Genomic DNA, 21305 nt, shown 5'->3' with positions numbered 1-21305 from the left:
AACAATATAAAGAAAAACCATGAACATCATCATTTTCGGAGGCAGCGGCTTCATCGGTAGCCGTACCGTTCAAATCCTCAAAGCACAAGGTCACCAAGTTTTCACGCCCGACCGCCGCGCCTTCGATTTTCTTCATCCTGATGAAACCGCCGCACGCCTTTTACTGGAAGGGCAAGATGTCCTCATCAACTGCATTGGAACTATGAGCCGTCATGCCGAAATACTCGAAACCGTACATCACCACACCCCCAAACAGCTCGCCGCATGGGCAAAAGCAGCAGGTATAAAACGCTGGGTGCAACTATCCGCACTGGGTGCCGATCCATCTCAATCCATCAACTTTGTCGGCAGCAAAGGACGTGGCGATGATGCCATTGCTCAAAGCGGCATACCGATTGCCATAGCCAGACCATCCGTCGTTTACGGACGAGGAGGAACCAGTTGCGAGCTATTCATCAAACTAGCCCACCTCCCTTTGCTTCCCTTACTGGAAGCCGGTCGCTTTCATTTGCAGCCCGTACACCTTGCCGATGTTGCCGAAGGTTTGGCAAAACTTACCGTCCAAGCCGACACCGACCATAGCATCATCAATATGGCCGGCAGTCAAACGCTGACTTTGGCGGAATACCTGACCACCATCCGCCAAACCCTGCACCACAAACCGCCGCAACACATCCTACCCGTTCCCCTGCGCCTGATTGACCCAGCACTGCCGTTGGCCAACCTCCTCAGTAATGGCATCATCAGCCGCGACAGCTTTGCCCTGCTCAAGCAAGGCTCATGCGCCAACTATTCTGATTTTGCAGCTTTACTAGGCAGGGAACCATTGGCAGCAGAAAACTTTGCCGGTTACCTATAATTCATTTAACTTTAAAATGACAAAACAAAGGCCATCTGTTATGCAGACGGCCTAAAGCTTTTATAAAATACTTTATTGCAAAACAATTCAGTTCATCAGAAGCTTATTGCTTCTACCTACCCAACTACAAAGGCTGAGCCAAATCGTTTTCCGTGTTGTAGCTGATAAAATCCTGCTCATGAGGGAAAGGAACGACCCGTGCGCGTTGCTGCTGCAACCAGCCGCGTATGCTGCGCATTCCTGAATAAAGGTATGGCACGGTACTTTGCAGGATTTGCGGACGGATAAACATCACGCTGTAATGCGGTCTGGCCGGGGTTTCAACATAAAATGCATTGCACAACGGCGTGCGTTTGGCGATGGTCTCAAACTGGGAAACCAAGTTTTCAGGCAAACGCGGCATATCGCAGGATACGATGAGCAGCCAATCGGCAGTAGCAATTTGCAAATCGTTGGCGGCAGTACATAAGGCGGCTAGAGGGCCGTAATGCTGCCATTGGCGCGCATCCGAGAAAACGTGTGCGCTGCGTTGGGCATAAGATTCAAGGTTGCGGTTGGCACTGATGGCGATATGGCTAACTTGCGGGCGGATTTTTTCGATAACGTGGTCTATCAAGGCTTTGTTGTGCCATTGCACCAACCCTTTATCGACACCTCCCATCCGGCTTCCCTGCCCGCCGGCCAATATCAGTGCAAAAATTTTCATTTTGGTAGTCCTTTGCAAAGCAGAGTATGTAAGTGTTATTCGCGATGTTGTATTTATGGAATAAGTTTTTAAAGGCTTCAGGCCGTCTGAAACCTGATTTTGTGATTTAATTCACTTAAGATGAATTTTATCATAACATGATTTTACATTAAACCCCTGTTTTTTCTTATCATAACCATACAATTATTTTAGACAGGTTGTTTATAGGCCGAAAGAATGATATTTTTATAAGATTATCGGATTAGTCTTCCTGCGTGCTTTATGCGTTTATTCTCCGGATCTTCAGACGGCCTGAGCCTGTCCTCGCGTTTAAAACTACTGACTGTGTTATGGGTCGGCTCGGCTTTTTTATCGATTGCCTTTACCCTGCTGCTTTCTTGGCGTTTGGAAAGCGCGGCCAAAACGATTGAAGATGCGGGCAGCTTGAAAATGCAGGTGTATCGTTTGGCTTATATGGCAAGCGTCCGTACGCCCAATGCGCAAATTGACAACCAAATCAAAGAATTTGAGCGTACGCTGGCCAATGTAACGCAAAGCGATGCCATTCATCCGCTGATTCCGTCACAAATGCCGCTGGCTTACGATTTGATCCAATCGATGCTGTTGATTGATTGGGAATCCAACATCAAGCCTTCTTTGCAACATTACGAGCGGCCGACCCAAATCGGCCTGTACCGTTTTGCCGGCAATATCGAGCTGTTTTTGCAGGCGATGGAAAACGCCAACGAGCAAAATACTTTGTGGCTGCGCCGTTTTCAAATGGCGATGATGCTGATGATTTTAGTGGCTGCCGGCTTGATGATTGTTTGGCATTATTCGTGGATCATTCGGCCGCTGGAAAAATTGCGCGACGGGGTGGAAACCATCAGCGAAGGTCGTTTCGGGGTACAAATCGATACAGACCAAATTCGTGAATTCGCCCAAGTCAGCAAGGGTTTCAACCAAATGAGCCGCCGTCTGAAAACGCTTTATACGGATTTGGAAGGACAGGTTGCCCAACAAACCCAAGACTTGGCCCGGCAAAACCGTGACTTGACCCTGCTCTACCAGACTACGCGCAACCTGCACCAAACCTTTACGCCGCAACAGGCCGCAGAAGAATTTTTGGCTCAGATTCTGCCGGCGTTTTCCGCTTTGGGCGGTACAGTATATCTTTCCGATGAAGAACGCAAACGCTCTGACTTGGCGGCAAGTGTCGGTGAAACCGAAGAGGGAAATCGTGTAGAATTTCCGATCGTTTATCAAGACGAACAGCTCGGCGTACTGACCCTGTATTTTTCAGACGGCCATATGCCTGATGAGCAAGACGAAAAATTGTTGCAGACTTTAAGCGGGCAGCTGGGGATTTCCATCGCCAACAACCGCATGGAACAAGAACGCCGCCTGCTTGCTGTCTTGCAAGAACGCAACTTGATTGCACAAGGTTTGCATGACAGCATTGCACAAGCCCTGACCTTTTTGAATTTGCAGGTGCAAATGTTGGAAAGCGCGTTTGCTTCAAACCAACGCGAGCAGGCAGAAGAAAATATCGGCTTCATTAAAGACGGCGTGCAGGAATGCTACGAAGACGTACGCGAGCTTCTGATGAATTTCCGCACCAAAATCAGTAATAAAGATTTCCCTGAAGCGGTAGAATCGCTGCTGGCGCGTTTTGAACGACAAACCGGTATTCCAGTTGATTTAAAATGGCAGGACGACGGGCAGGCTTTGAATTATGATGAGCATTTGCAAATCATCTTCATCTTGCAGGAAAGCCTGTCCAATATCCGGAAGCACGCGCGTGCGCAACATGTCAGCGTCGAAATTGCTAACCACGGCGATTTTGTCATGACGATTCGGGACGACGGCGCAGGCTTTAATAAAGAACACCTATCAAACCGGCCTTCAGGCGAACATGTCGGCTTGGGTATTATGCAGGAACGGGCCCAACGGATTAACGCAGAATTGGCCATTACATCGCAGATTGGGCAAGGTACGGCGGTTATGCTGACTTTGCCGCAACAAATGAGAACAGCATCATGACGATTAAAATTACCCTTATTGACGACCACACCCTATTTCGCAGCGGCATCAAAGCCCTGCTCTCCCGCCAGCCTGATTTTGAAGTCGTCGGCGAAGCTTCAGACGGCCTGGCCGGCGTAAAAATGGTTGAGCAGCTCAAGCCTGATGTGGTCTTGCTGGACTTGGATATGCCGGTTATGAACGGCCGCGAAGCATTGGCTCAAATTTTAAGTATCAATCCGCAGCTGACCGTCATCATGCTGACTGTTTCTGAAGACAGCGATGATTTGACCGAATGTATGCGTATGGGCGCAAAAGGCTTTTTGCTGAAAAACATCAATGCCGACTTCCTGTTGGAAAGCATTCGCAAAGCCGTCGATGGTGACAATGTCTTTTCTCCGGAAATGACCAGCCGCTTGGTGCAATCACTGATTTCTCCATCTCCTTCCCGCTCAGACCATCTGCTGGCGCAGCTGACCCCGCGCGAAATGGAAATCTTAGGCTACCTTGCCGCCGGACACAGCAATAAAATCATTGCCCGCCATTTGAACTTGGCTGAGTCAACCGTCAAAGTGCATGTGCAGAACCTGTTACGCAAGCTGAATCTAAGCAGCCGCGTTCAAGCTGCGGTTTATGCGGTGCAACACAAAGTACCGCAACCGGAATTGTCTTAAAAAGGCCGTCTGAAACCTTCTTTTTAAAAGGTTTCGGGAAGAGCGTTTATTCGCTATAATCACGCCGATTTGTATGCAGGGTTGTCTGATTCTTTCAGACGGCCTTTTTATTTGATTTCTCACTGATTTAAAACAACATGTCCGAAAACATTCCAGAAAATACCCCCGAAAATACTGTTCCTGAAGAACACAAACGCAGCATCCGCAGTTTCGTCTTGCGCCAAGGCCATATGACCGCAGCCCAACAGCGCGCCATCGATACGATGTGGCCGCAATTTGGTGTGGACTTCCAAGAAGCTCCTTTGGATTTGAACCGCGCATTCGGACGGGACAATCCTAAAGTTTTGGAAATCGGTTTCGGTATGGGCGTCGCGACAGTGGAAATCGCCAAACATCTGCCCGATACCGACTTTTTAGCGATTGATGTTCACGGCCCGGGCGTGGGCAATATCTTGAAGCTGATTGAGGAAGAACACATTTCCAATATCCGCGTAATGCGTCATGATGCGGTGGAAGTGGTGGAAAAGATGCTGGAAGACGGTTCTTTAGACGGCATTCATATTTTCTTCCCTGACCCGTGGCACAAAAAGCGCCACAATAAACGCCGCTTGGTACAAGTGCCGTTTGTTGAAAAGCTGCTGCCCAAACTCAAAAGCGGCGGCTATGTCCATATGGCGACCGACTGGGAAGAATACGCCGTGCAAATGCTAGAGGTTTTGAGCAGTTTCGACGCTTTGCAAAACACGGCTGCCGATTACGCCCCTACACCTGATTATCGCCCTGAAACCAAATTTGAAGCTCGAGGCAAACGATTGGGTCATGGCGTTTGGGACTTGGTGTTCCGTAAGAAATAAAGCCAAACATAAAACACAAGGCCGTCTGAAAAATTTCAGACGGCCTTTTATCTTATTGATTAAGCCAAGAAAAGTTTATAAGCCGGATTATCGGTTTCTTCTTTATAAACATAACCCAAGCTCTCCAAAAAATCGGTAAAGGCTTCATTGTCGCTTTCAGGTACATCGATACCGACCAAAATACGGCCGTAGTCCGCACCATGATTGCGATAATGGAACAAAGTGATATTCCATTCGGCGCGCATATGGTTCAAGAAACGGGACAATGCGCCGGGGCGTTCCGGAAATTCAAAGCTGACCAAACGTTCACTGGATACTTTTTCCGTCCGTCCCCCGACCATATAACGGATATGGATTTTGGCGATTTCGTCATTGGTCAGGTCAACATTCGGCAAGCCTGCGTCAGCCAGTTGTTTGCTGATGACGGCCAAGTCTTGCGCACCGGCAGTTTGCAGACCGACAAAAATATGAGCATTGTTGTCGTTGCCGTAGCGATAGTTGAACTCGGTAATATTCCGACTACCCAAGACATTGATAAACTTGAGGAAGCTGCCTTTTTCTTCAGGAATGGTAACGGCAAAAATACCTTCGTTGCCCTCGCCCAGCTCACTGCGTTCTGAAACATGGCGCAGGCGGTGGAAGTTCATGTTGGCGCCACTGGTTACAGCAACCAAGTTTTGGCCTTGGATATTGTTTTTCGCAACATAAGCCTTCAGGCCGGCAAGGGCCAATGCACCCGCAGGCTCAGTAATACTGCGCGTATCGTCAAAAATATCTTTAATCGCGCCGCACAACATATCCGTATTGACCGTAATAATTTCGTCCAACAGCTCTTTACACAAGCGGAAGGTTTCCTCGCCCACCACTTTAACAGCCGTGCCGTCTGAAAACAGGCCAACATCTTTCAAATGTACGATTTCCCCTGCCTCAACCGATTGCTTCATACAGCAAGAATCATCGGTTTGCACGCCAATGACTTTAATTTCAGGGCAAACCTGTTTAATAAACGCCGCCACGCCTGCTGCCAAACCGCCGCCGCCAATCGGGACAAAAATCGCATTGATATTGCGGTGTTGACGGAGGATTTCCATGCCGATGGTTCCCTGACCCGCAATCACATCAGGATCATCAAACGGCGCGATATAGGTCAGTTTTTCCTTTTCTGCCAACTCCATCGCATAATCATAGGCATCGTTGTAAGACACACCTTTCAATACCACTTCACCGCCACGGCTCTTTACCGCATCAATTTTGATTTTCGGCGTAGTTTCCGGCATTACGATGACGGCGCGGCAACCCAAATATTGCGCCGATAAAGCCACACCCTGCGCATGGTTGCCCGCGCTGGCAGCGATCACGCCGCAATCCAAGGCTTCTTTCGGCAGCTTCGCCATTTTGTTGTACGCGCCGCGAATTTTGAACGAAAACACCGGCTGCAAATCTTCGCGCTTGAGCAAAGTCTGATTGTTCAGACGGCCTGACAAACTGCGTGCCAAATCCAAAGGCGTTTCTACGGCCACATCATAAACGGAAGCGGTCAAAATACGGGTTAGATAATCGGAAAGAGGAAGGGAATGGTTCATGGTATTTTAGTGTTCGGAAATAAATTGCAATTCGGTCAAATCGACCGGAGGAAAAAGTTAAAACCATACCCCTGAGGCCGTCTGAAGGCAAGAAAAATCTTAGCAAAGCCTAAATGAGACGGTATAATGTCCGCTTAATATCTATTTAATATGCCAAACTGTTTACCTAATAACAGTGTCCACTCATATTCAAATCCACAAATAATGATGAAAAAAACGCTACTTAGCTTAATTTTTGCTGCCCTCCTGAATACTCATGCCCTTGCTGCCGACCTGGTTGCATCCACACCTGCCGTACAAAGCGAGGCTCAAACGCAGCCGCTGCTGCACAGCATCAACAGCCCGACAACGCCGCCGGAAATTGCAGCGACTGCCTATATCGTTACCGACCTGCACAGCAAGCAAACCTTGGTATCCAACAATGCCGACACGCCTATCGAGCCTGCCGCGTTGACGCAAATGATGACCGCCTACCTTGCCTTTAAAGCACTGGAAAACGGTACGCTTGAGGCAGGACAAATGTTGACCGTTTCCAATGCTGCATGGAAAGTCGAAGGTTCGCGCATGTTCCTCGATCCCAAAGTTCCTGTCAGCGTCAGCTCCTTGATTAAGGGTACAACCATCCAATCGGCCAACGATGCCGCCATTACCCTTGCTGAAGCCCTTGGCAACGGCTCTATCGACGAATTCGTCAAACAAATGAATGAAGAAGCCAAACGCTTGGGCATGAAGCACACCCACTTCAACAACCCGACCGGTATTTCTTCTAACGGCCATGTTTCAACCGTTGGCGACCTTGCCATCTTGGCTGCCGCGCTCATCAATGACTATCCAAAATATTATCCTTTATTTGCAAACAAATCTTTCAAATACAATAATATCGAGCAGCCCAACCGCAATCTCCTGCTCTATCGCGACAGCAGTATCGACGGTTTGAAAACCGGCTATAGCGAAGGCGCAGGCTACCATCTCGCCGCTTCCAGCAAACGCAACAACCGCCGTATTGTTTCCATTCTTGCCGGTGCCGAATCCACCGAAGCGCGCGCCAGCGAAAGCAGCAAACTGCTCAACTGGTCATTGCAGGCATTTGATACGCCTAAACTTTACAACGGCGGAGAAGTGATTTCCCAAGTCAAAGTTTACAAAGGCAGCACCAAAGCCGTAGATATCGGTTTCTTGGACGATGTTTACATTACCATTCCTCACGATACCGGCAAAAACGTCAAACCAATCTTAGAAACGCTTCAGCCCGTCCTCGCCCCGATTGAAAAAGGCCAAGTATTGGGCAAGCTGAAAGTCATGAAAGACGGTAAAATTATTGCCGAAAAAGACGTCGTCGCCCTGACCGGCGTGGAAGAAGGCAGCTGGTTGCGCCGTATGTGGGACGCGATTGTGTTGTGGTTTAAAGGATTATTCAGTTAATCCTCTTTCTATCAAAACATAAATAAAGGCCGTCTGAAATCTATTTTCCAGATTTCAGACGGCCTTTATTCAGCCTAAAAGACAGCTAATTAGATAATTCCAGCGTTGGCGGTAGATGCTGTGTCATCGTGAACATTAGCCGTATCGACAGACGAGTAGCTCATGCGCTCAGTATGCGTATTGACGGCTGACAAATTATTGATATTGCCGTTGCCTGACAACCTGCCCATCAACTCTTGCAAGCTCAATGTACCTTTATCGAAACGGAAAGTATCAATCACGGCATCGTTAGTGTTACCGGAAACGAATTGGTCATTGATGGTTATGCTGTCCCCTTCTGATCCCTTGATGGTAATTTTCCAATCGATATTGCCTCGAACATCAGTAATGGCATCAATATGCAGGTCATTAACAGAAATATTTTGGCCAAATTGCAGTGCATTATGTTCGCCCACATTATCGACAATCGTATCCTTACCTTCTCCAAGGCTGAAAACATAAGTATCGGCACCCTTGCCGCCTACCAAGTAATCGGTTCCTTGTCCGCCGAACAAAACGTCGTTACCATCGCCGCCATTCAAACGGTCATTGCCACTTTCGCCCCATAGGGTATCATTACCATTTTCCCCATAGATAGAGTCATTACCCATACCGCCATTGAGACGATCGTCTCCATCATAACCGGAAATGATGTCATTACCTGAATCGCCGTTAATCATATCATGGCCCAAACCGCCTCTGATACGGTCATTACCATCGCCGCCACTGACAAGAGCATGGCTGCTGTCTGTAATTGTGATGATATTATCAGCACCTAAATGATTCGCAGCTTGAGTAAGACTGTGATCATCTACTTCCGCTACATTTTTTGCAGAAGTATTTTCTGCTACCGAAAGGCTATGATTATTTTCGATGGTTAATGTAGTCTCGTTTGCAGGCTCCGGAATATTGCCTTCTTTAGGATTACGGGTTTTGGTAATTTCTTGATCGGAAAGATTATTCACAATAGTGTTATTTTCAATTTTGATATTGTTGAGTTCTCCCAAAATATCTTTTTTGGGAGTAGCATAATCCCTGCCTTCTTCCAAATCGATAGAACCTTTAACACGACCATATGTGTCCGCATTAGTCCCATTGTTTACCAGTAAGTTATCGTGAACGGAAATACCCGTATCATTGAAATCAAAATTATGGCTGTTTTTGAATACAGTGTTTAAGCGTACGCCACCCCAATTGGCATTATCTTTAATAAGGTTATTGGCTACTTCATGACCTTTGCCGCCAAAGATACCAATACCTGCCGCACGCCAGCCTAATTCAACGGTATTGTTTAAAAAGTGGTTATTTTCAGCAACATGGGCATTGGTATTCTCATGATGACTTGACCATGTTGCTAAGCCATCATCACCATTGCCGCGGATATTGGAATTGATAACGGTGGAATTGCTGGTACCTTGGGCAAAGTTAACGCCGTCTGCAAAGTTATTACGAATAGTGGCATTGGAGATAGTCAAACCATCAGTGTAATTTAAAGGTTGTTTTTAGAATAATCCCCAATCCATACGCCAGCTTCAAAATGTTCAATTTTAATATCGTGAATAGAAGAGCTAGTACCTAAAGTTCCAGATATCCCTTTGTAATTGGCTTTCTCATCATATCTTGAGTTCAGATTTGAATCCATGGAGAGATTGCCCAAATCTATATTGTTACTACCGGGTTCAAAAGTAATACCACCGCCACCGCTCGCATAACCCTTATCATCGTATTTAGCAGCTTCTGTATTCAAAAAATGTAACTTAGTGTGCCATTGCCCTGCACCGGTAATCTTAATGCCATCAGGAACATAAAGAGAAATCGGTCGTGAAAAATCAAATTGACCTTCAGGAATGTAAACAGATTTTTTAGACGCTTTGGCAGATTCAATCGCAGCCATGAATGCTTGGTAATCATCCGAGCCGTCATTGGCAATTGCGCCGAAATCAGTAATGCTGACACTGTTTTCAGGCTGTCTAATGGTATCCGGTGCCTTTTCCAAATCAACCAAGTCAATGCCTACGGGTGTGCTGTCAAGATTAGTGATGGTAACTGTATCTCCTTTATTGATATGGGCATCTTTAAATAATTGGCTGACTTCGTCAAATTGGAAGCGGGCAAGCCTATCTGCCGCAGGCGTATCATGAACTTTAATATCGTCATTCGGATGATATGTATAGTTATCCAAATATTGCCAGTTAGATTTGGAAGACAAATCCAAAGTACCGATCACTGTATTATTGACTTTGACTTCTACTTTACCGCTTTCACCGTCAGGAACGGTATAACGGATGGTTACGGCATTGGCATCTGCTTGTGCAATAAATGACACAGATGCATTAGTCGGCAAATCAACATATGCCTGACCGCTTGCTTCACGGGCAGTTGCGCGTTCTGCTTCTGAAGAAGAGGCATTTTTAACAACGCCGTTTTTCAGTTCACTTTGTTCTGCCTCATAAGTCGTATAGCCAAGTTTTGCACCATATTGAGAGGCATCGGGCACTGCTGTTTTAATGTTTACCATTTAATATATTCCTTCAAAAATGTCGTAATATTGAATTATTCTTTTTCAAAAAGCTTTTATTAGTCATAATTTTGGCATAAAAGTTCAATATACTATTGTTTAATTTTGAAAAGAAAATGCCGTCTGAAAATATAGAAATTTTCAGACGGCATCTCAATGCCTTATTAGATCGTTAGTAAAGATTTAAGCCATACTTTTTCTCCAGATAGCTTTCAATTGCCTGTTTATATTCAGATGTATCATTCAATCAAATGATTTATATAGATATTTTCTTCTAGCAAGTACATACTATCTAGAACCTTAATTTACTGCGACTTATCTTTTTGCCATGCTTTGTATGAACGAATGGCTAAAATCAGGCAGGCAATCCAAATTATGCCTAAAAAGCCCCAAACACCGGTTGCGCCAAACTCATTAAATAACCAAGCCACCGCTCGGCCTTTACGAGAAGCATGTTCAGTGTCGACAACATTTACAGCGTCTCCAAGCGTAATGTACCAGCCCAGTATAGGCAACACGATTAGCGCAAGCAGGTTTTGTAGTAGTTTTTTAAGATGTGCATTCATATTGTTTCCTTACAAAACTCCTTTTTTCTCCAGATAGCTTTCGTAATCGCCCAAGTAGTGTTCATATCCGCCTTTACCATCCAATTCGATGATTTGGGTAGCCAGCGAAGATACAAACTGACGGTCGTGCGATACAAAAATCAGCGTGCCGTTGTATTTTTCCAGCGCCATGTTCAAGGATTCGATACTTTCCATGTCCATGTGGTTGGTCGGTTCGTCCATGACCAAGACATTGGGTTTCAACAGCAACAGTTTGCCGTAAAGCATACGGCCTTTCTCGCCACCGGAGAGAACCTTCACTTTTTTCACGACATCATTGCTGCCGAAGAGCAAGCGGCCCAAAGTGCCGCGGATGACTTGTTCGTCATCGCCTTCTTGACCCCATTGGCGCATCCATTCGCTCAGGTCCATATCGACGTCGAAGTCGTTTTCATGGTCTTGCGGGTAGTAGCCGACACTGGCTTTTTCCGCCCATTTGATGGTGCCTTCGTCCGGCAACAGGCCGTCTGAATATTCGGGGTTGTACGCGCCTGCCAAGAGTTTCAGCAAGGTAGATTTACCTGCGCCGTTCGGTCCGATGATGGCGAGGCGTTGGCCTGCTTCAAGGATGAAGTTCAGGTTTTTAAACAACTGGGTTTCAAAACGTTTGGCCAGTTTTTCAACTTCCACAGCCTGACGGTGCAACTTGGCTTTTTCGTCGGCTTCAAAACGGATATATGGGTTTTGACGGGTAGAAGGTTTGACTTCGACCATCTCCGATTTGATTTTGTCTGCCTGTTTCAGACGGCTGGTTGCCTGACGGGCTTTGGATTTGTTGGCAGAGAACCGGGCGACGAACTCTTGCAGCTCTTGCAGTTTTTCTTTGCCTTGGCGTTGTCTTTCAGAGCGCGCTCACGCGATTGGGCAGAAGCGAGCATATAGTCGTCGTAGTTGCCCGGATAGATGGTGATGGTGTTGTAGTCCAAATCCGCCATGTGGGTGCAGACTTCGTTCAAGAAGTGACGGTCGTGCGAGATGATAATCATGGTGGAGTCGTATTGATTCAACACGCCTTCCAGCCAGCGGATGGTATTAATGTCCAAGTTATTGGTCGGTTCGTCCAAGAGCAATACATCTGGTTTGGAGAACAGTGCTTGCGCCAGCAATACGCGCAATTTGAAGCCCGGGGCGACTTCTGCCATGGTCGCATTGTGCAAATCTTCGGAAATGCCCACGCCGCTCAATAATTCGGCAGCACGCGCTTCGGCAGTGTAGCCATCGTATTCGGCGAACTTGGCTTCCAGTTCGGCAGCTTTCATATAGTCGTCTTCGGTGGCTTCGGGATTGGCGTAAATCGCATCACGCTCGGTCATCGCCGCCCACATTTCTGTGTGCCCCATCATCACCACGTCCAGCACGCGCATGTCTTCGTAGGCAAACTGGTCTTGACGCAATTTACCCAAACGCACGCCGTTTTCAATCGCTACTTCGCCGGCAGTCTGTTCCAAATCGCCGCCGAGGATTTTCATGAAGGTGGATTTGCCTGAACCGTTGGCGCCGATCAAGCCGTAACGGTTGCCTTCGCCGAATTTGACGGATACGTTTTCAAACAGCGGCTTTGCGCCGAACTGCATGGTGATGCCGTTGGTAGAAATCATTATTCGTAAAACCTTTATAAATAGAATGTTATAATCGGACGCGATTGTAGCATATTTTTGCAAAGACCTCAGGATTGAGGCCATGGCAAATGTGCCCAATACCGATACAAGATGAAAACAGGCAACGCTTCACGCAAAAATGCGTTGTAGCAGCATTTCAGGCCGTCTGAAACAGAGAAACGATATGGAAACGCACAAAATCTATTACGCCGTGATTATTTTAGTATGCGCCGCTTCCATGCTGCTCAGCCCGTTTTTCTATATCCGCCGCACGCGCTCAGGCGCCGAATTGCGGCGCGCGCCTAGACAGTGGAAACCCATCCTCTTCGCCAACATCATCATGATTGCGGCTTTGTTTGTTTGGTGGAAATGGTTTTAAGGAAAAATAAAAATGAACAAAATCTGGATCAGCACATTACTGCTCGCTTTGACAACTGCGGTTTCCGCCGCACCTATTTTTGAATGTACCGATTCTGCCGGCCGCAAAGTCTATACCCAAGCCGGCGGCAAAAACTGCAAAGCCAGCAATATCGGCAAACCGTCCGTATATACTTCTGCGCCTGTTTCAACACCGGCAACGCTGACTTCCCCAAGCAAAGCCGAGCAGGCGGAAGAAGCTGTCGCCCCGGTCAATCCGGCTGACGTCGGCGCGGCCAAGCGTGCTTTAGATACTGCCAAGAAAAATTTGGAAGAAGGCAAAAAAGTACGTTATGGCAATGAACGCAACTATGCCCGCTATCTCGAACGGATCAACGGTTTGGAAAAAGCCGTCCGCTCGGCCCAGGAAAACTATGACGCGGCGCAACGCCAGCCTGCATCTCAAGATCCTGTTGCCTATTGATCCTTACCACACCAGCAAGGCCGTCTGAAATTTGGTTTTCAGACGGCCTTTTCAGCTTTTCAATATAACAAAATCGTCTTTATACCAAACAAAGCATTCTTTCCAGTTTTCAGACGGCCTTGTTAAAGTAAGCATGTATTAAATTCTGACGGTTGCCATTATGTTGTTACTCAAAACGCCTTCTGTATTGCCGGGTTTCAAACTCAGCCTGGGTTTGACAGTTTTATGCCTGTCGCTTTTGGTGGTTTTGCCGTTTGCGATGATGGCGGCCAAAGCAGCGGAAATCGGCTGGAGCGGATTTTGGAACACGATTACCGAACCCAATGTCTTGGCGGCCGTCTGGCTGAGTTTGCGGATGTCGTTTTATGCGATGTTGACCAATATCGTGTTCGGCACGCTGGTTGCCTGGGTATTGGTGCGCTATGAATTTCCAGGCAAAGGATTAGTAAACGCTTTGGTCGATTTGCCGTTTGCACTACCGACGGCGGTAACAGGCATTGCGTTGGCAACCCTATACGCCCCCAATGGCTGGATAGGCCGTTTTTTCGAGCCTTTGGGCATCAAAATCGCCTTTACGCCCATCGGCATTTGGATTGCGCTGATTGTCGTCAGCCTGCCCTTTATCGTCCGCGCCGTGCAGCCGGTATTGGAAGAATTGTCGGGCGAGTATGAAGAAGCGGCGGCGACTTTAGGCGCAAGCCGTTGGACTACGTTCCGCCGCGTCCTCTTGCCTGAAATCACGCCGGCCCTGTTGACCGGCGCAGGCATGATGTTTGCCCGCTCTACCGGCGAATACGGATCGGTCATTTTTATCGCGGGCAATATTCCAATGGTGTCTGAAATTCTGCCCTTGATTATTACCGGCAAACTGGAGCAATACGATGCTCAGGGCGCGTCAGCCGTTGCTCTGTTTATGCTGATGATTTCGTTTGTCATCCTGCTGATTTTAAACATTATGCAATGGACTTTGAGCCGCCGCGCCGGAGCGAGGGTTTAACAAACAACAGGCCGTCTGAAACATCAAGCAACATTTTTCAGACGGCCTAAACGGATACAAGAATAAATAGAGACTACCCTACCATGAAAACCCATTCCACTAATCCAAACTTGAGCGAACCGCGTTGGCTGCGCGTATTGCTGACTGCTACCGCCTTGGGCTTTCTGCTGCTGATGCTGGTCGTGCCTTTGGTTGCCGTATTCTATGAGGCCTTAAAAGGCGGTTGGGATTTATACCTGCAATCCTTGACCGATCCCGAGGCATGGTCTGCCATCAAATTGACGCTGATTACCGCGCTGATTATCGTTCCCGTCAATGCCGTATTGGGCGTGGCGATGGCGTGGCTGCTGACCCGTTTCGACTTCCGCGGCAAGCAGTTGCTGACTACCCTGCTCGATTTGCCGTTTTCCGTATCGCCCGTGGTTGCCGGTTTGATGTTCGTCTTATTGTTCGGCGCGCACACGGCATTGGGCGGCTGGCTCGAAGCACAAGGCATACAGATTATCTTCGCCATCCCGGGCATTATTTTGGCGACCTTATTCGTTACCTTCCCCTTTGTCGCACGCGAAATCATTCCTTTAATGCAGGCGCAGGGAGACAGCGAAGAACAGGCCGCGCTGATTCTCGGCGCAAACGGCTGGCAGATGTTTTGGCGCGTTACCCTGCCCAACATCAAATGGGCGCTGCTCTACGGCATCATCCTCACCAACGCCCGCGCGATGGGCGAATTCGGCGCAGTCAGCGTGGTATCGGGACACATCCGCGGCGAAACCAACACCATCCCGCTTTTGGTCGAAATCTTCTACAACGAATACAACTTTACCGGCGCATTCGCCCTCTCCGGCGTATTGGCACTTTTAGCCTTGGCCACCTTGCTGGTGCAAAACATCATCACAAAATTACAAGATAAAAAACTCGCCGCCGCCGAAAGGAACGCAGCATGAGCATCACTATTCAAAACTTAAACAAACACTTCGGAGCGTTCCACGCGCTGAAAAACATCAACCTCAACGTCCCCACCGGCAAACTCGTTTCCCTGCTCGGCCCTTCCGGCTGCGGCAAAACCACGCTCCTGCGCATTATCGCCGGACTGGAAAACGCCGACGGCGGCCAAATTCTCTTTGACGGGCAAGACGTAACCGCCAAGCATGTGCGCGAGCGCAAAGTCGGCTTCGTATTCCAACACTACGCCCTCTTCCGCCACATGAACGTGTTTGACAACGTCGCCTTCGGTTTGACCGTATTGCCCAAGTCCGAACGCCCATCCAAAGAACAAATCCGCACCAAAGTCGAAGAATTGCTCAAACTCGTGCAGCTCTCCCACCTCGCCAAATCCTATCCGCACCAGCTCTCCGGCGGCCAACGCCAACGCATCGCCCTCGCCCGCGCCCTCGCTGTCGAACCCAAACTCCTGCTCTTGGATGAACCCTTCGGCGCGCTGGATGCCAAAGTACGCAAAGAATTGCGCACCTGGCTGCGCGACATCCATCACAACCTAGGCGTAACCAGCATTCTGGTGACGCACGACCAAGAAGAAGCCCTTGAAGTTTCCGACGAAATTGTCGTCATGAACCACGGCAAAATCGAGCAAACCGGCAGTGCCGAAGCCATTTACCGCAAACCTGAAAACGCCTTCGTTACCGAATTTCTCGGCGAAACCGACGCCTTCGAAGGCAGAATCGAAAAAGGCATCTGGCATTACAACGGCTTCGCGTGGAAATTGGACGCGCACTACAAATGGCAGGAACAAACCGCTATCGGCTATATCCGCCCGCATGAATGGCAGCTTGCCGCCGAACATGAAACACCGATGATTCGTGCCAAAATCGAAAAAATCCACGCCGTCGGCGCATTGACGCATATTTTGGTAAAACACGACAAACAGGACGTACATATCACGCTGGCTGGCAGCGATGCCGCACATTACCAAATCACCGAAGGCAAAGAATTGAAGCTGATTCCGAAACAGGTTTATGTCTTTTCTCAAAACGAACTGATTGAATATTCGATTTGAGACTAAATCATAAGGCCGTCTGAAAATCTGCTTTCAGACGGCCTTTTATCTTATTAAACCTGCCAATCAATCGGCTCTAAACCATGCACCTGCAAATAAGCGTTTGCCTGCGAAAAATGTTTGCAGCCGAAAAAGCCACGATACGCCGACAAGGGAGAAGGATGCGGCGCGGTCAATACCAAATGACGGTTGCGGTCGATAAACGCGCCTTTCTTCTGTGCATGGCTGCCCCACAGCATAAAGACTAAATGCTCGCGTTCCTTATCCAATTGTCGGATGACTTCATCGGTAAACGCCTCCCAACCGAAGGTCGCATGGGAATGCGCTGAACCGGCACGGACAGTCAACACCGTGTTCAACAGCAACACGCCCTGTTCCGCCCAATGCTGCAAATAGCCGTGTTGCGGAATCTGAAAATCCTCAATATCCGTCGCCAACTCTTTATAAATATTGACCAGCGACGGCGGCACCGCAATTTCAGGTTGCACGGAAAACGCCAAACCATGCGCCTGACCTGCACCGTGATACGGGTCTTGCCCCAAAATCACTACCTTTACATTTCCGAATTCAGTCGTCCGAAAGGCATTGAATACATCGCGCTCGGGCGGATAAACGGTTATCCCCGTCTGCCTTTCATGGCGCACCTTCTCCAAAATCGTTTGGAAATACGCCTTTTCTTTTTCTGCACCAATTGCCTCATGCCAAGTTTGCATTATTCACCGCTCCGTATTTGAATGGACTTATTATAAAGGATATGCCGCATAATGATATGGTTTGTTGTCGCCGCCGGACTGAAGATTATCGACAGCAACAAGCCTAAAGCGTCATAATAGTGTTCTGACTCAGGCCGTCTGAAAACCCAATACGGCTTTTCAGACGGCCTTTTTATATCGTTCGATTTTTATATGAATACACAAACCATCAAAACCTATCTTGTCGGCGGCGCCGTCCGCGACCATCTGTTGGGCCTGCCCGTCAAAGACCGCGATTGGGTAGTCATCGGTGCAGATGCGCAAACCATGTTGGCTAAAGGCTATCAACCTGTCGGCAAGGATTTCCCTGTCTTTCTCCATCCGGACAGCCACGAAGAATACGCCCTCGCCCGTACCGAGCGCAAAACCGCCAAAGGCTATGCCGGATTCAGCTTTCATGCCGATAAAGACGTTACGCTGGAACAAGACCTAATGCGTCGCGACCTGACCATCAATGCCATGGCTCAGGATTCAGACGGCACGATCATCGATCCCTTTGGCGGACAACAAGATTTGGCGGCCGGCATCCTGCGCCACGTTTCGCCTGCCTTTGCCGAAGACCCCGTAAGGATTTTGCGTATCGCCCGTTTTGCTGCGCGTTATGGTTTTCAAATTGCCGATGAAACCATGTCGCTGATGCGGCAAATGGTAGAAAACGGCGAGGCGGATGCCTTGATTGCCGAACGCGTCTGGCAGGAATTGGCCAAAGGCTTGATGGAGAAAAATCCGCGCCGAATGATTGAAGTTTTGCGCGAATGCGGCGCACTCAAAGTTTTACTGCCCGAAGTCGATGCCCTCTTCGGCGTACCGCAACGTGCCGACTATCATCCCGAAATCGACAGCGGTATTCATACCCTGATGGTTGTACAACGAGCCGCCGAGATGAACCTGTCCCTCGCCGAACGCTATGCCGCCTTATTGCACGACTTGGGCAAGGCAAAAAACACCGGCCGATATCCTACCGAAACACTACGGACACGACGTCAACGGCGTCGAACCCGTCCGCGAAGTCAATCAACGCCTGCGCGCACCCAAACACTGCGCCGAGCTTGCCGAACTTGTCTGCCGTTGGCACATCATGCTCCATCAAGTCGGGCAGTTCAAAAGCAAAACCATTTTGAATGTTTTGAAAAAAACCGACGCATTCCGCCGCCCCGAACGTTTTCAGACGGCCTTAAACGTCTGCGTGGCCGACAAACAAGGCCGTCTGAACCTTGAAGACACCCCCTATCCGCAACGCGAACACTGGCTGGCCTTACTTAAGGCCGCCAACCAAGTAGATGCAGGCAAAATTGCCGCCGAGTGCCGCGCACAAGGAAAAGCCCATTTAATTGCCGAACAAATCGATCATGCATGCTTGGCGCAAATTAAGCCGCTGCAAAAAGCGTATCAGGCCGAAAAAATAGGAGGCTATTGATGGCATCTTCGCGTTATAAAATCGAGCGCATGCCCAACGGTATTGCCGTATCTGCGCGTGTTGTACATGACTCGCAGGAAATCGGTTTTACCGCGGTATTTCTTATGTTTTCCTTTGCTCTTACATGCATCGCGCCGTTTTACCTTGAAGAGCACTATTTCATTAATTTAGAAGCCATTCTCATCCCTTTACTTTTTACTTTCTACTTAGTGGGTTCACTTGTTTACGGCCTTCTTTGGCAACTTTTCGGACGTGAAAACATCAAGATCCGTAACCATACGCTGTCTCATGGTTATACCTTGTTCTCCATTGGGCGTTGGCGTAGTTTCCCATTGTCAGAAATCTCCGAATGGCATTCTCGTGACCATATTCCCAAAGCTCCTATTGCACAAGGAAGGAAACAGAGGTTGCCAAACGAAAACCTATACCAAAATGGTATGAAACGAAAAATTCACAATATTCCCAATATTTTACGTATCCAAAAATGTGTACAAGGTGCATGGTCTTTCGATTATCAGGGAAAAACCATACGTATCGGCGATTTTTTTGATAGCCGCGATTTTCAGGCAGTCAATATTGAATTGAACAGATTTATCCCCACATCCGCCAAAGCCCGTCAACTTAAAGACATCCTTTAAAACAGCCACCACGATATCCGCTATAATCCGCACCTTGACCATCTTATTTCAACAATAAAATCATGACTATCCAGACCGATTTACTTTACGAAAAAATCAGCAATGAAGATTATCAACGTCTCATTGCCAAACACAGCGAATCTTTCAGCGACGGCGAAATCTGCCTATTGAATGAGATTTTGGAAAAATTTGAATTTGATGTCGTACAGGAACAAGCATTGGCGCAAGCTGTGATGCAGCAGGTGCGCTTCGATCCAAACGACTACCATATCGACAGCGACGATGAAGACACAACCGGTATCTGTCCGCACTGCATCAATCCGCCCATGCCACCCCTGCGCGATTATTTGGTTTGGCGCGAAACACGCGGCTGAAAATTTTCCTAATCGATTTTGATAAGTTATTAACCATTCGTTATCGAAAAAGGCCGTCTGAACAGGTGTCATCGTTACATTTGTTCAGACGGCCTTTTGTAAATAAATGTTCATGACTAGGATAAATCAGTATAATCTGCGCCGTTTGAATTTTATTCGGAGCTTTTATGAATCAGCTTAAAACGGCGGTAGCCGGTGCGCAGATTTTGTTTGTCGCATTCGGTGCCATGGTGCTTGTGCCGCTTCTGACGGGCCTGAACCCGGCTTTGGCATTATTGGGCGCAGGCTTGGGCACTTTGTTGTTCCAATTGGTTACCAAACGTAAAGTGCCGATTTTCCTCGGCTCTTCTTTTGCCTTTATTGCACCGATTATCTACTCCATCGGCGAATGGGGTCTGCCTTCTACCATGTTCGGTCTGTTTGCAGCCGGTTTCATGTACTTTGTCTTTGCCGCGTTGATCAGATGGCGCGGTCTGGATGCGGTACACAAGCTGTTGCCGCCCGTGGTTATCGGTCCGGTGATTATGGTAATCGGTTTGTCCGTGGCCGCTGCAGCCAGTAGCATGGCCATGGGTCAGGCAGATGGAAAACAGGTCATCGACTATATCGACTCGCTGATTCTCTCCGGCTTTACCTTTGCAATAACCGTCATTGTTTCTGTCTTCGGCAGCAAAATGATGAAGCTGATTCCGATTTTGATCGGCGTGGCTTCCGGTTATGTATTGGCTCTAATCATGGGCTTGGTCGATACCAGTGCCATCATCAACGCTCCTTGGTTTGCGGTCCCTCATTTTGAAACGCCTCAAGTCAACTGGCAGGCAGCCTTGTTTATGTTGCCCGTTGCCATCGCCCCGGCCATCGAACACATCGGCGGCATTATGGCCATCGGTAATGTAACCGGCAAAAACTACACCAAAGACCCTGGCTTGGACAAAACCCTCGCCGGCGACGGCCTGGGCGTATGCGTGGCCGGTTTGATTGGCGGCCCTCCTGTGACCACTTACGGCGAAGTAACCGGCGCGGTGATGATTACCAAAAACAGCAACCCCGTCATCATGACTTGGGCGGCTATTTTTGCGATTTTCATGGCATTTTTCGGTAAGTTCAACGCGTTTTTGGCTTCGATTCCCATGCCGGTTATGGGCGGCATTATGTTGCTGCTGTTCGGTACAATCGCCTCTTTGGGCATCAAAACATTGATTGATGCGAAAGTCGATTTGATGCAGCCGAAAAATCTGGTTATCGTCAGCTCCGTATTGACGACCGGTATCGGCGGCATGATTATCAAAGTAGGTACTTTGAGCTTCGCCGGTGTAGGTTTATGTGCCGTATTGGCCATTATCCTGAACTGCGTTTTGCCCAATACAAAATCAGAAGAAGCATAAATAGCTGGTTCATAAACTCAAAGGTCGT

At 48.2% G+C, this 21305-nt stretch carries 19 protein-coding genes and 2 pseudogenes; 14 read left to right on the top strand and 7 right to left on the bottom strand.

Going from position 1 to position 21305, the window contains the following annotated elements; translation table 11 throughout:
• Positions 1-19: 19 nt before the first annotated feature.
• The gene (locus TW89_RS07410) at positions 20-859 is read left to right on the top strand and encodes an NAD-dependent epimerase/dehydratase family protein (protein WP_128581020.1); all 840 of its coding nucleotides are present in this window, start codon (positions 20-22) and stop codon (positions 857-859) included.
• Positions 860-983: 124 nt separating this feature from the next.
• Here the strand turns inward: TW89_RS07410 and mobA are convergent, their stop codons facing one another.
• Positions 984-1565 carry a molybdenum cofactor guanylyltransferase MobA gene (gene mobA, locus TW89_RS07405; RefSeq protein WP_049323245.1) on the bottom strand — a complete coding sequence of 194 codons (582 nt, stop codon included), beginning with the start codon at positions 1563-1565 and terminating at the stop codon, positions 984-986.
• Between the two features lie 261 nt (positions 1566-1826).
• Between mobA and TW89_RS07400 the strand changes: the two genes are divergently transcribed.
• From TW89_RS07400 to trmB, 3 genes are all read left to right on the top strand, one after another.
• Positions 1827-3587: a histidine kinase gene (locus tag TW89_RS07400; protein WP_128581019.1), complete on the top strand. Its 1761-nt coding sequence runs from the start codon at positions 1827-1829 to the stop codon at positions 3585-3587.
• Positions 3584-4240, top strand: coding sequence for a response regulator (locus tag TW89_RS07395; RefSeq protein WP_003746785.1), 657 nt, complete (start codon positions 3584-3586; stop codon positions 4238-4240). Before TW89_RS07400 ends, TW89_RS07395 begins: the two co-directional genes overlap by 4 nt.
• 137 nt (positions 4241-4377) lie before the next feature.
• Positions 4378-5094 carry a tRNA (guanosine(46)-N7)-methyltransferase TrmB gene (gene trmB / locus TW89_RS07390; RefSeq protein ID WP_128581018.1) on the top strand — a complete coding sequence of 239 codons (717 nt, stop codon included), beginning with the start codon at positions 4378-4380 and terminating at the stop codon, positions 5092-5094.
• Between the two features lie 59 nt (positions 5095-5153).
• On the opposite strand, the gene ilvA is transcribed toward trmB, so the two are convergent.
• On the bottom strand, positions 5154-6677 hold the full coding sequence (ilvA, locus tag TW89_RS07385) for a threonine ammonia-lyase, biosynthetic (RefSeq protein ID WP_128581017.1): 1524 nt from the start codon (positions 6675-6677) through the stop codon (positions 5154-5156).
• 204 nt (positions 6678-6881) lie between these two features.
• Between ilvA and TW89_RS07380 the strand changes: the two genes are divergently transcribed.
• Positions 6882-8099 carry a D-alanyl-D-alanine carboxypeptidase family protein gene (locus TW89_RS07380; RefSeq protein WP_128581016.1) on the top strand — a complete coding sequence of 406 codons (1218 nt, stop codon included), beginning with the start codon at positions 6882-6884 and terminating at the stop codon, positions 8097-8099.
• An 89-nt stretch (positions 8100-8188) separates the two neighbouring features.
• Here TW89_RS07380 and TW89_RS12065 read toward each other — a convergent pair whose 3' ends face one another.
• The 4 genes and pseudogenes from TW89_RS12065 to TW89_RS07365 form a co-directional block, all read right to left on the bottom strand.
• Positions 8189-9613 (bottom strand): calcium-binding protein, encoded by a 1425-nt coding sequence (locus tag TW89_RS12065; protein WP_283114689.1) that lies wholly within the window; start codon positions 9611-9613, stop codon positions 8189-8191.
• Between the two features lie 14 nt (positions 9614-9627).
• Positions 9628-10656 (bottom strand): glycosyl hydrolase family 28-related protein, encoded by a 1029-nt coding sequence (locus TW89_RS12060; protein ID WP_283114688.1) that lies wholly within the window; start codon positions 10654-10656, stop codon positions 9628-9630.
• Between the two features lie 305 nt (positions 10657-10961).
• The gene (locus TW89_RS07370; protein ID WP_128581015.1) at positions 10962-11222 is read right to left on the bottom strand and encodes a hypothetical protein; all 261 of its coding nucleotides are present in this window, start codon (positions 11220-11222) and stop codon (positions 10962-10964) included.
• 9 nt (positions 11223-11231) lie between these two features.
• Positions 11232-12859, bottom strand: a pseudogene (locus tag TW89_RS07365) (ABC-F family ATPase).
• 184 nt (positions 12860-13043) lie between these two features.
• Here TW89_RS07365 and TW89_RS07360 point away from each other — a divergent pair.
• The 5 genes from TW89_RS07360 to TW89_RS07340 all read left to right on the top strand — a co-directional run bounded on the left by TW89_RS07360 (position 13044) and on the right by TW89_RS07340 (position 16711).
• The gene (locus tag TW89_RS07360; protein ID WP_036491242.1) at positions 13044-13238 is read left to right on the top strand and encodes a hypothetical protein; all 195 of its coding nucleotides are present in this window, start codon (positions 13044-13046) and stop codon (positions 13236-13238) included.
• A 12-nt stretch (positions 13239-13250) separates the two neighbouring features.
• Positions 13251-13700, top strand: a complete 450-nt coding sequence (locus tag TW89_RS07355) for a DUF4124 domain-containing protein (protein ID WP_128581014.1) — start codon at positions 13251-13253, stop codon at positions 13698-13700.
• A 160-nt stretch (positions 13701-13860) separates the two neighbouring features.
• On the top strand, positions 13861-14697 hold the full coding sequence (gene cysT / locus TW89_RS07350) for a sulfate ABC transporter permease subunit CysT (RefSeq protein WP_063069002.1): 837 nt from the start codon (positions 13861-13863) through the stop codon (positions 14695-14697).
• An 83-nt stretch (positions 14698-14780) separates the two neighbouring features.
• A complete protein-coding gene (gene cysW / locus TW89_RS07345) occupies positions 14781-15641 on the top strand; it encodes a sulfate ABC transporter permease subunit CysW (RefSeq protein ID WP_128581013.1) in 861 nt (286 codons plus the stop codon).
• Positions 15638-16711, top strand: a complete 1074-nt coding sequence (locus TW89_RS07340; protein WP_128581012.1) for a sulfate/molybdate ABC transporter ATP-binding protein — start codon at positions 15638-15640, stop codon at positions 16709-16711. Before cysW ends, TW89_RS07340 begins: the two co-directional genes overlap by 4 nt.
• A 53-nt stretch (positions 16712-16764) precedes the next feature.
• Here the strand turns inward: TW89_RS07340 and ung are convergent, their stop codons facing one another.
• Positions 16765-17424: a uracil-DNA glycosylase gene (gene ung, locus TW89_RS07335; protein ID WP_128581011.1), complete on the bottom strand. Its 660-nt coding sequence runs from the start codon at positions 17422-17424 to the stop codon at positions 16765-16767.
• A 207-nt stretch (positions 17425-17631) separates the two neighbouring features.
• On the opposite strand from ung, the pseudogene TW89_RS07330 reads away from it, so the two are divergent.
• The 4 genes and pseudogenes from TW89_RS07330 (at position 17632) to TW89_RS07315 (ending at position 21277) form a co-directional block, all read left to right on the top strand.
• Positions 17632-18880: pseudogene (locus TW89_RS07330) on the top strand (multifunctional CCA addition/repair protein).
• Positions 18880-19518 (top strand): hypothetical protein, encoded by a 639-nt coding sequence (locus TW89_RS07325; RefSeq protein WP_128581010.1) that lies wholly within the window; start codon positions 18880-18882, stop codon positions 19516-19518. The pseudogene TW89_RS07330 and the gene TW89_RS07325 overlap by 1 nt, the downstream one beginning before the upstream one ends.
• A gap of 62 nt (positions 19519-19580) precedes the next feature.
• Positions 19581-19892, top strand: a complete 312-nt coding sequence (locus TW89_RS07320; RefSeq protein WP_128581009.1) for a hypothetical protein — start codon at positions 19581-19583, stop codon at positions 19890-19892.
• Positions 19893-20059: 167 nt separating this feature from the next.
• Entirely contained in the window at positions 20060-21277 is a 1218-nt protein-coding gene (locus TW89_RS07315) for a uracil-xanthine permease family protein (protein ID WP_128581008.1), read from the top strand.
• Positions 21278-21305: the final 28 nt, after the last annotated feature.

Source organism: Neisseria flavescens, assembly GCF_001618065.1.
GTDB classification, from domain to species: Bacteria; Pseudomonadota; Gammaproteobacteria; order Burkholderiales; family Neisseriaceae; genus Neisseria; species Neisseria flavescens_A.
This window is presented reverse-complemented; position numbering and strand designations above follow the sequence as displayed.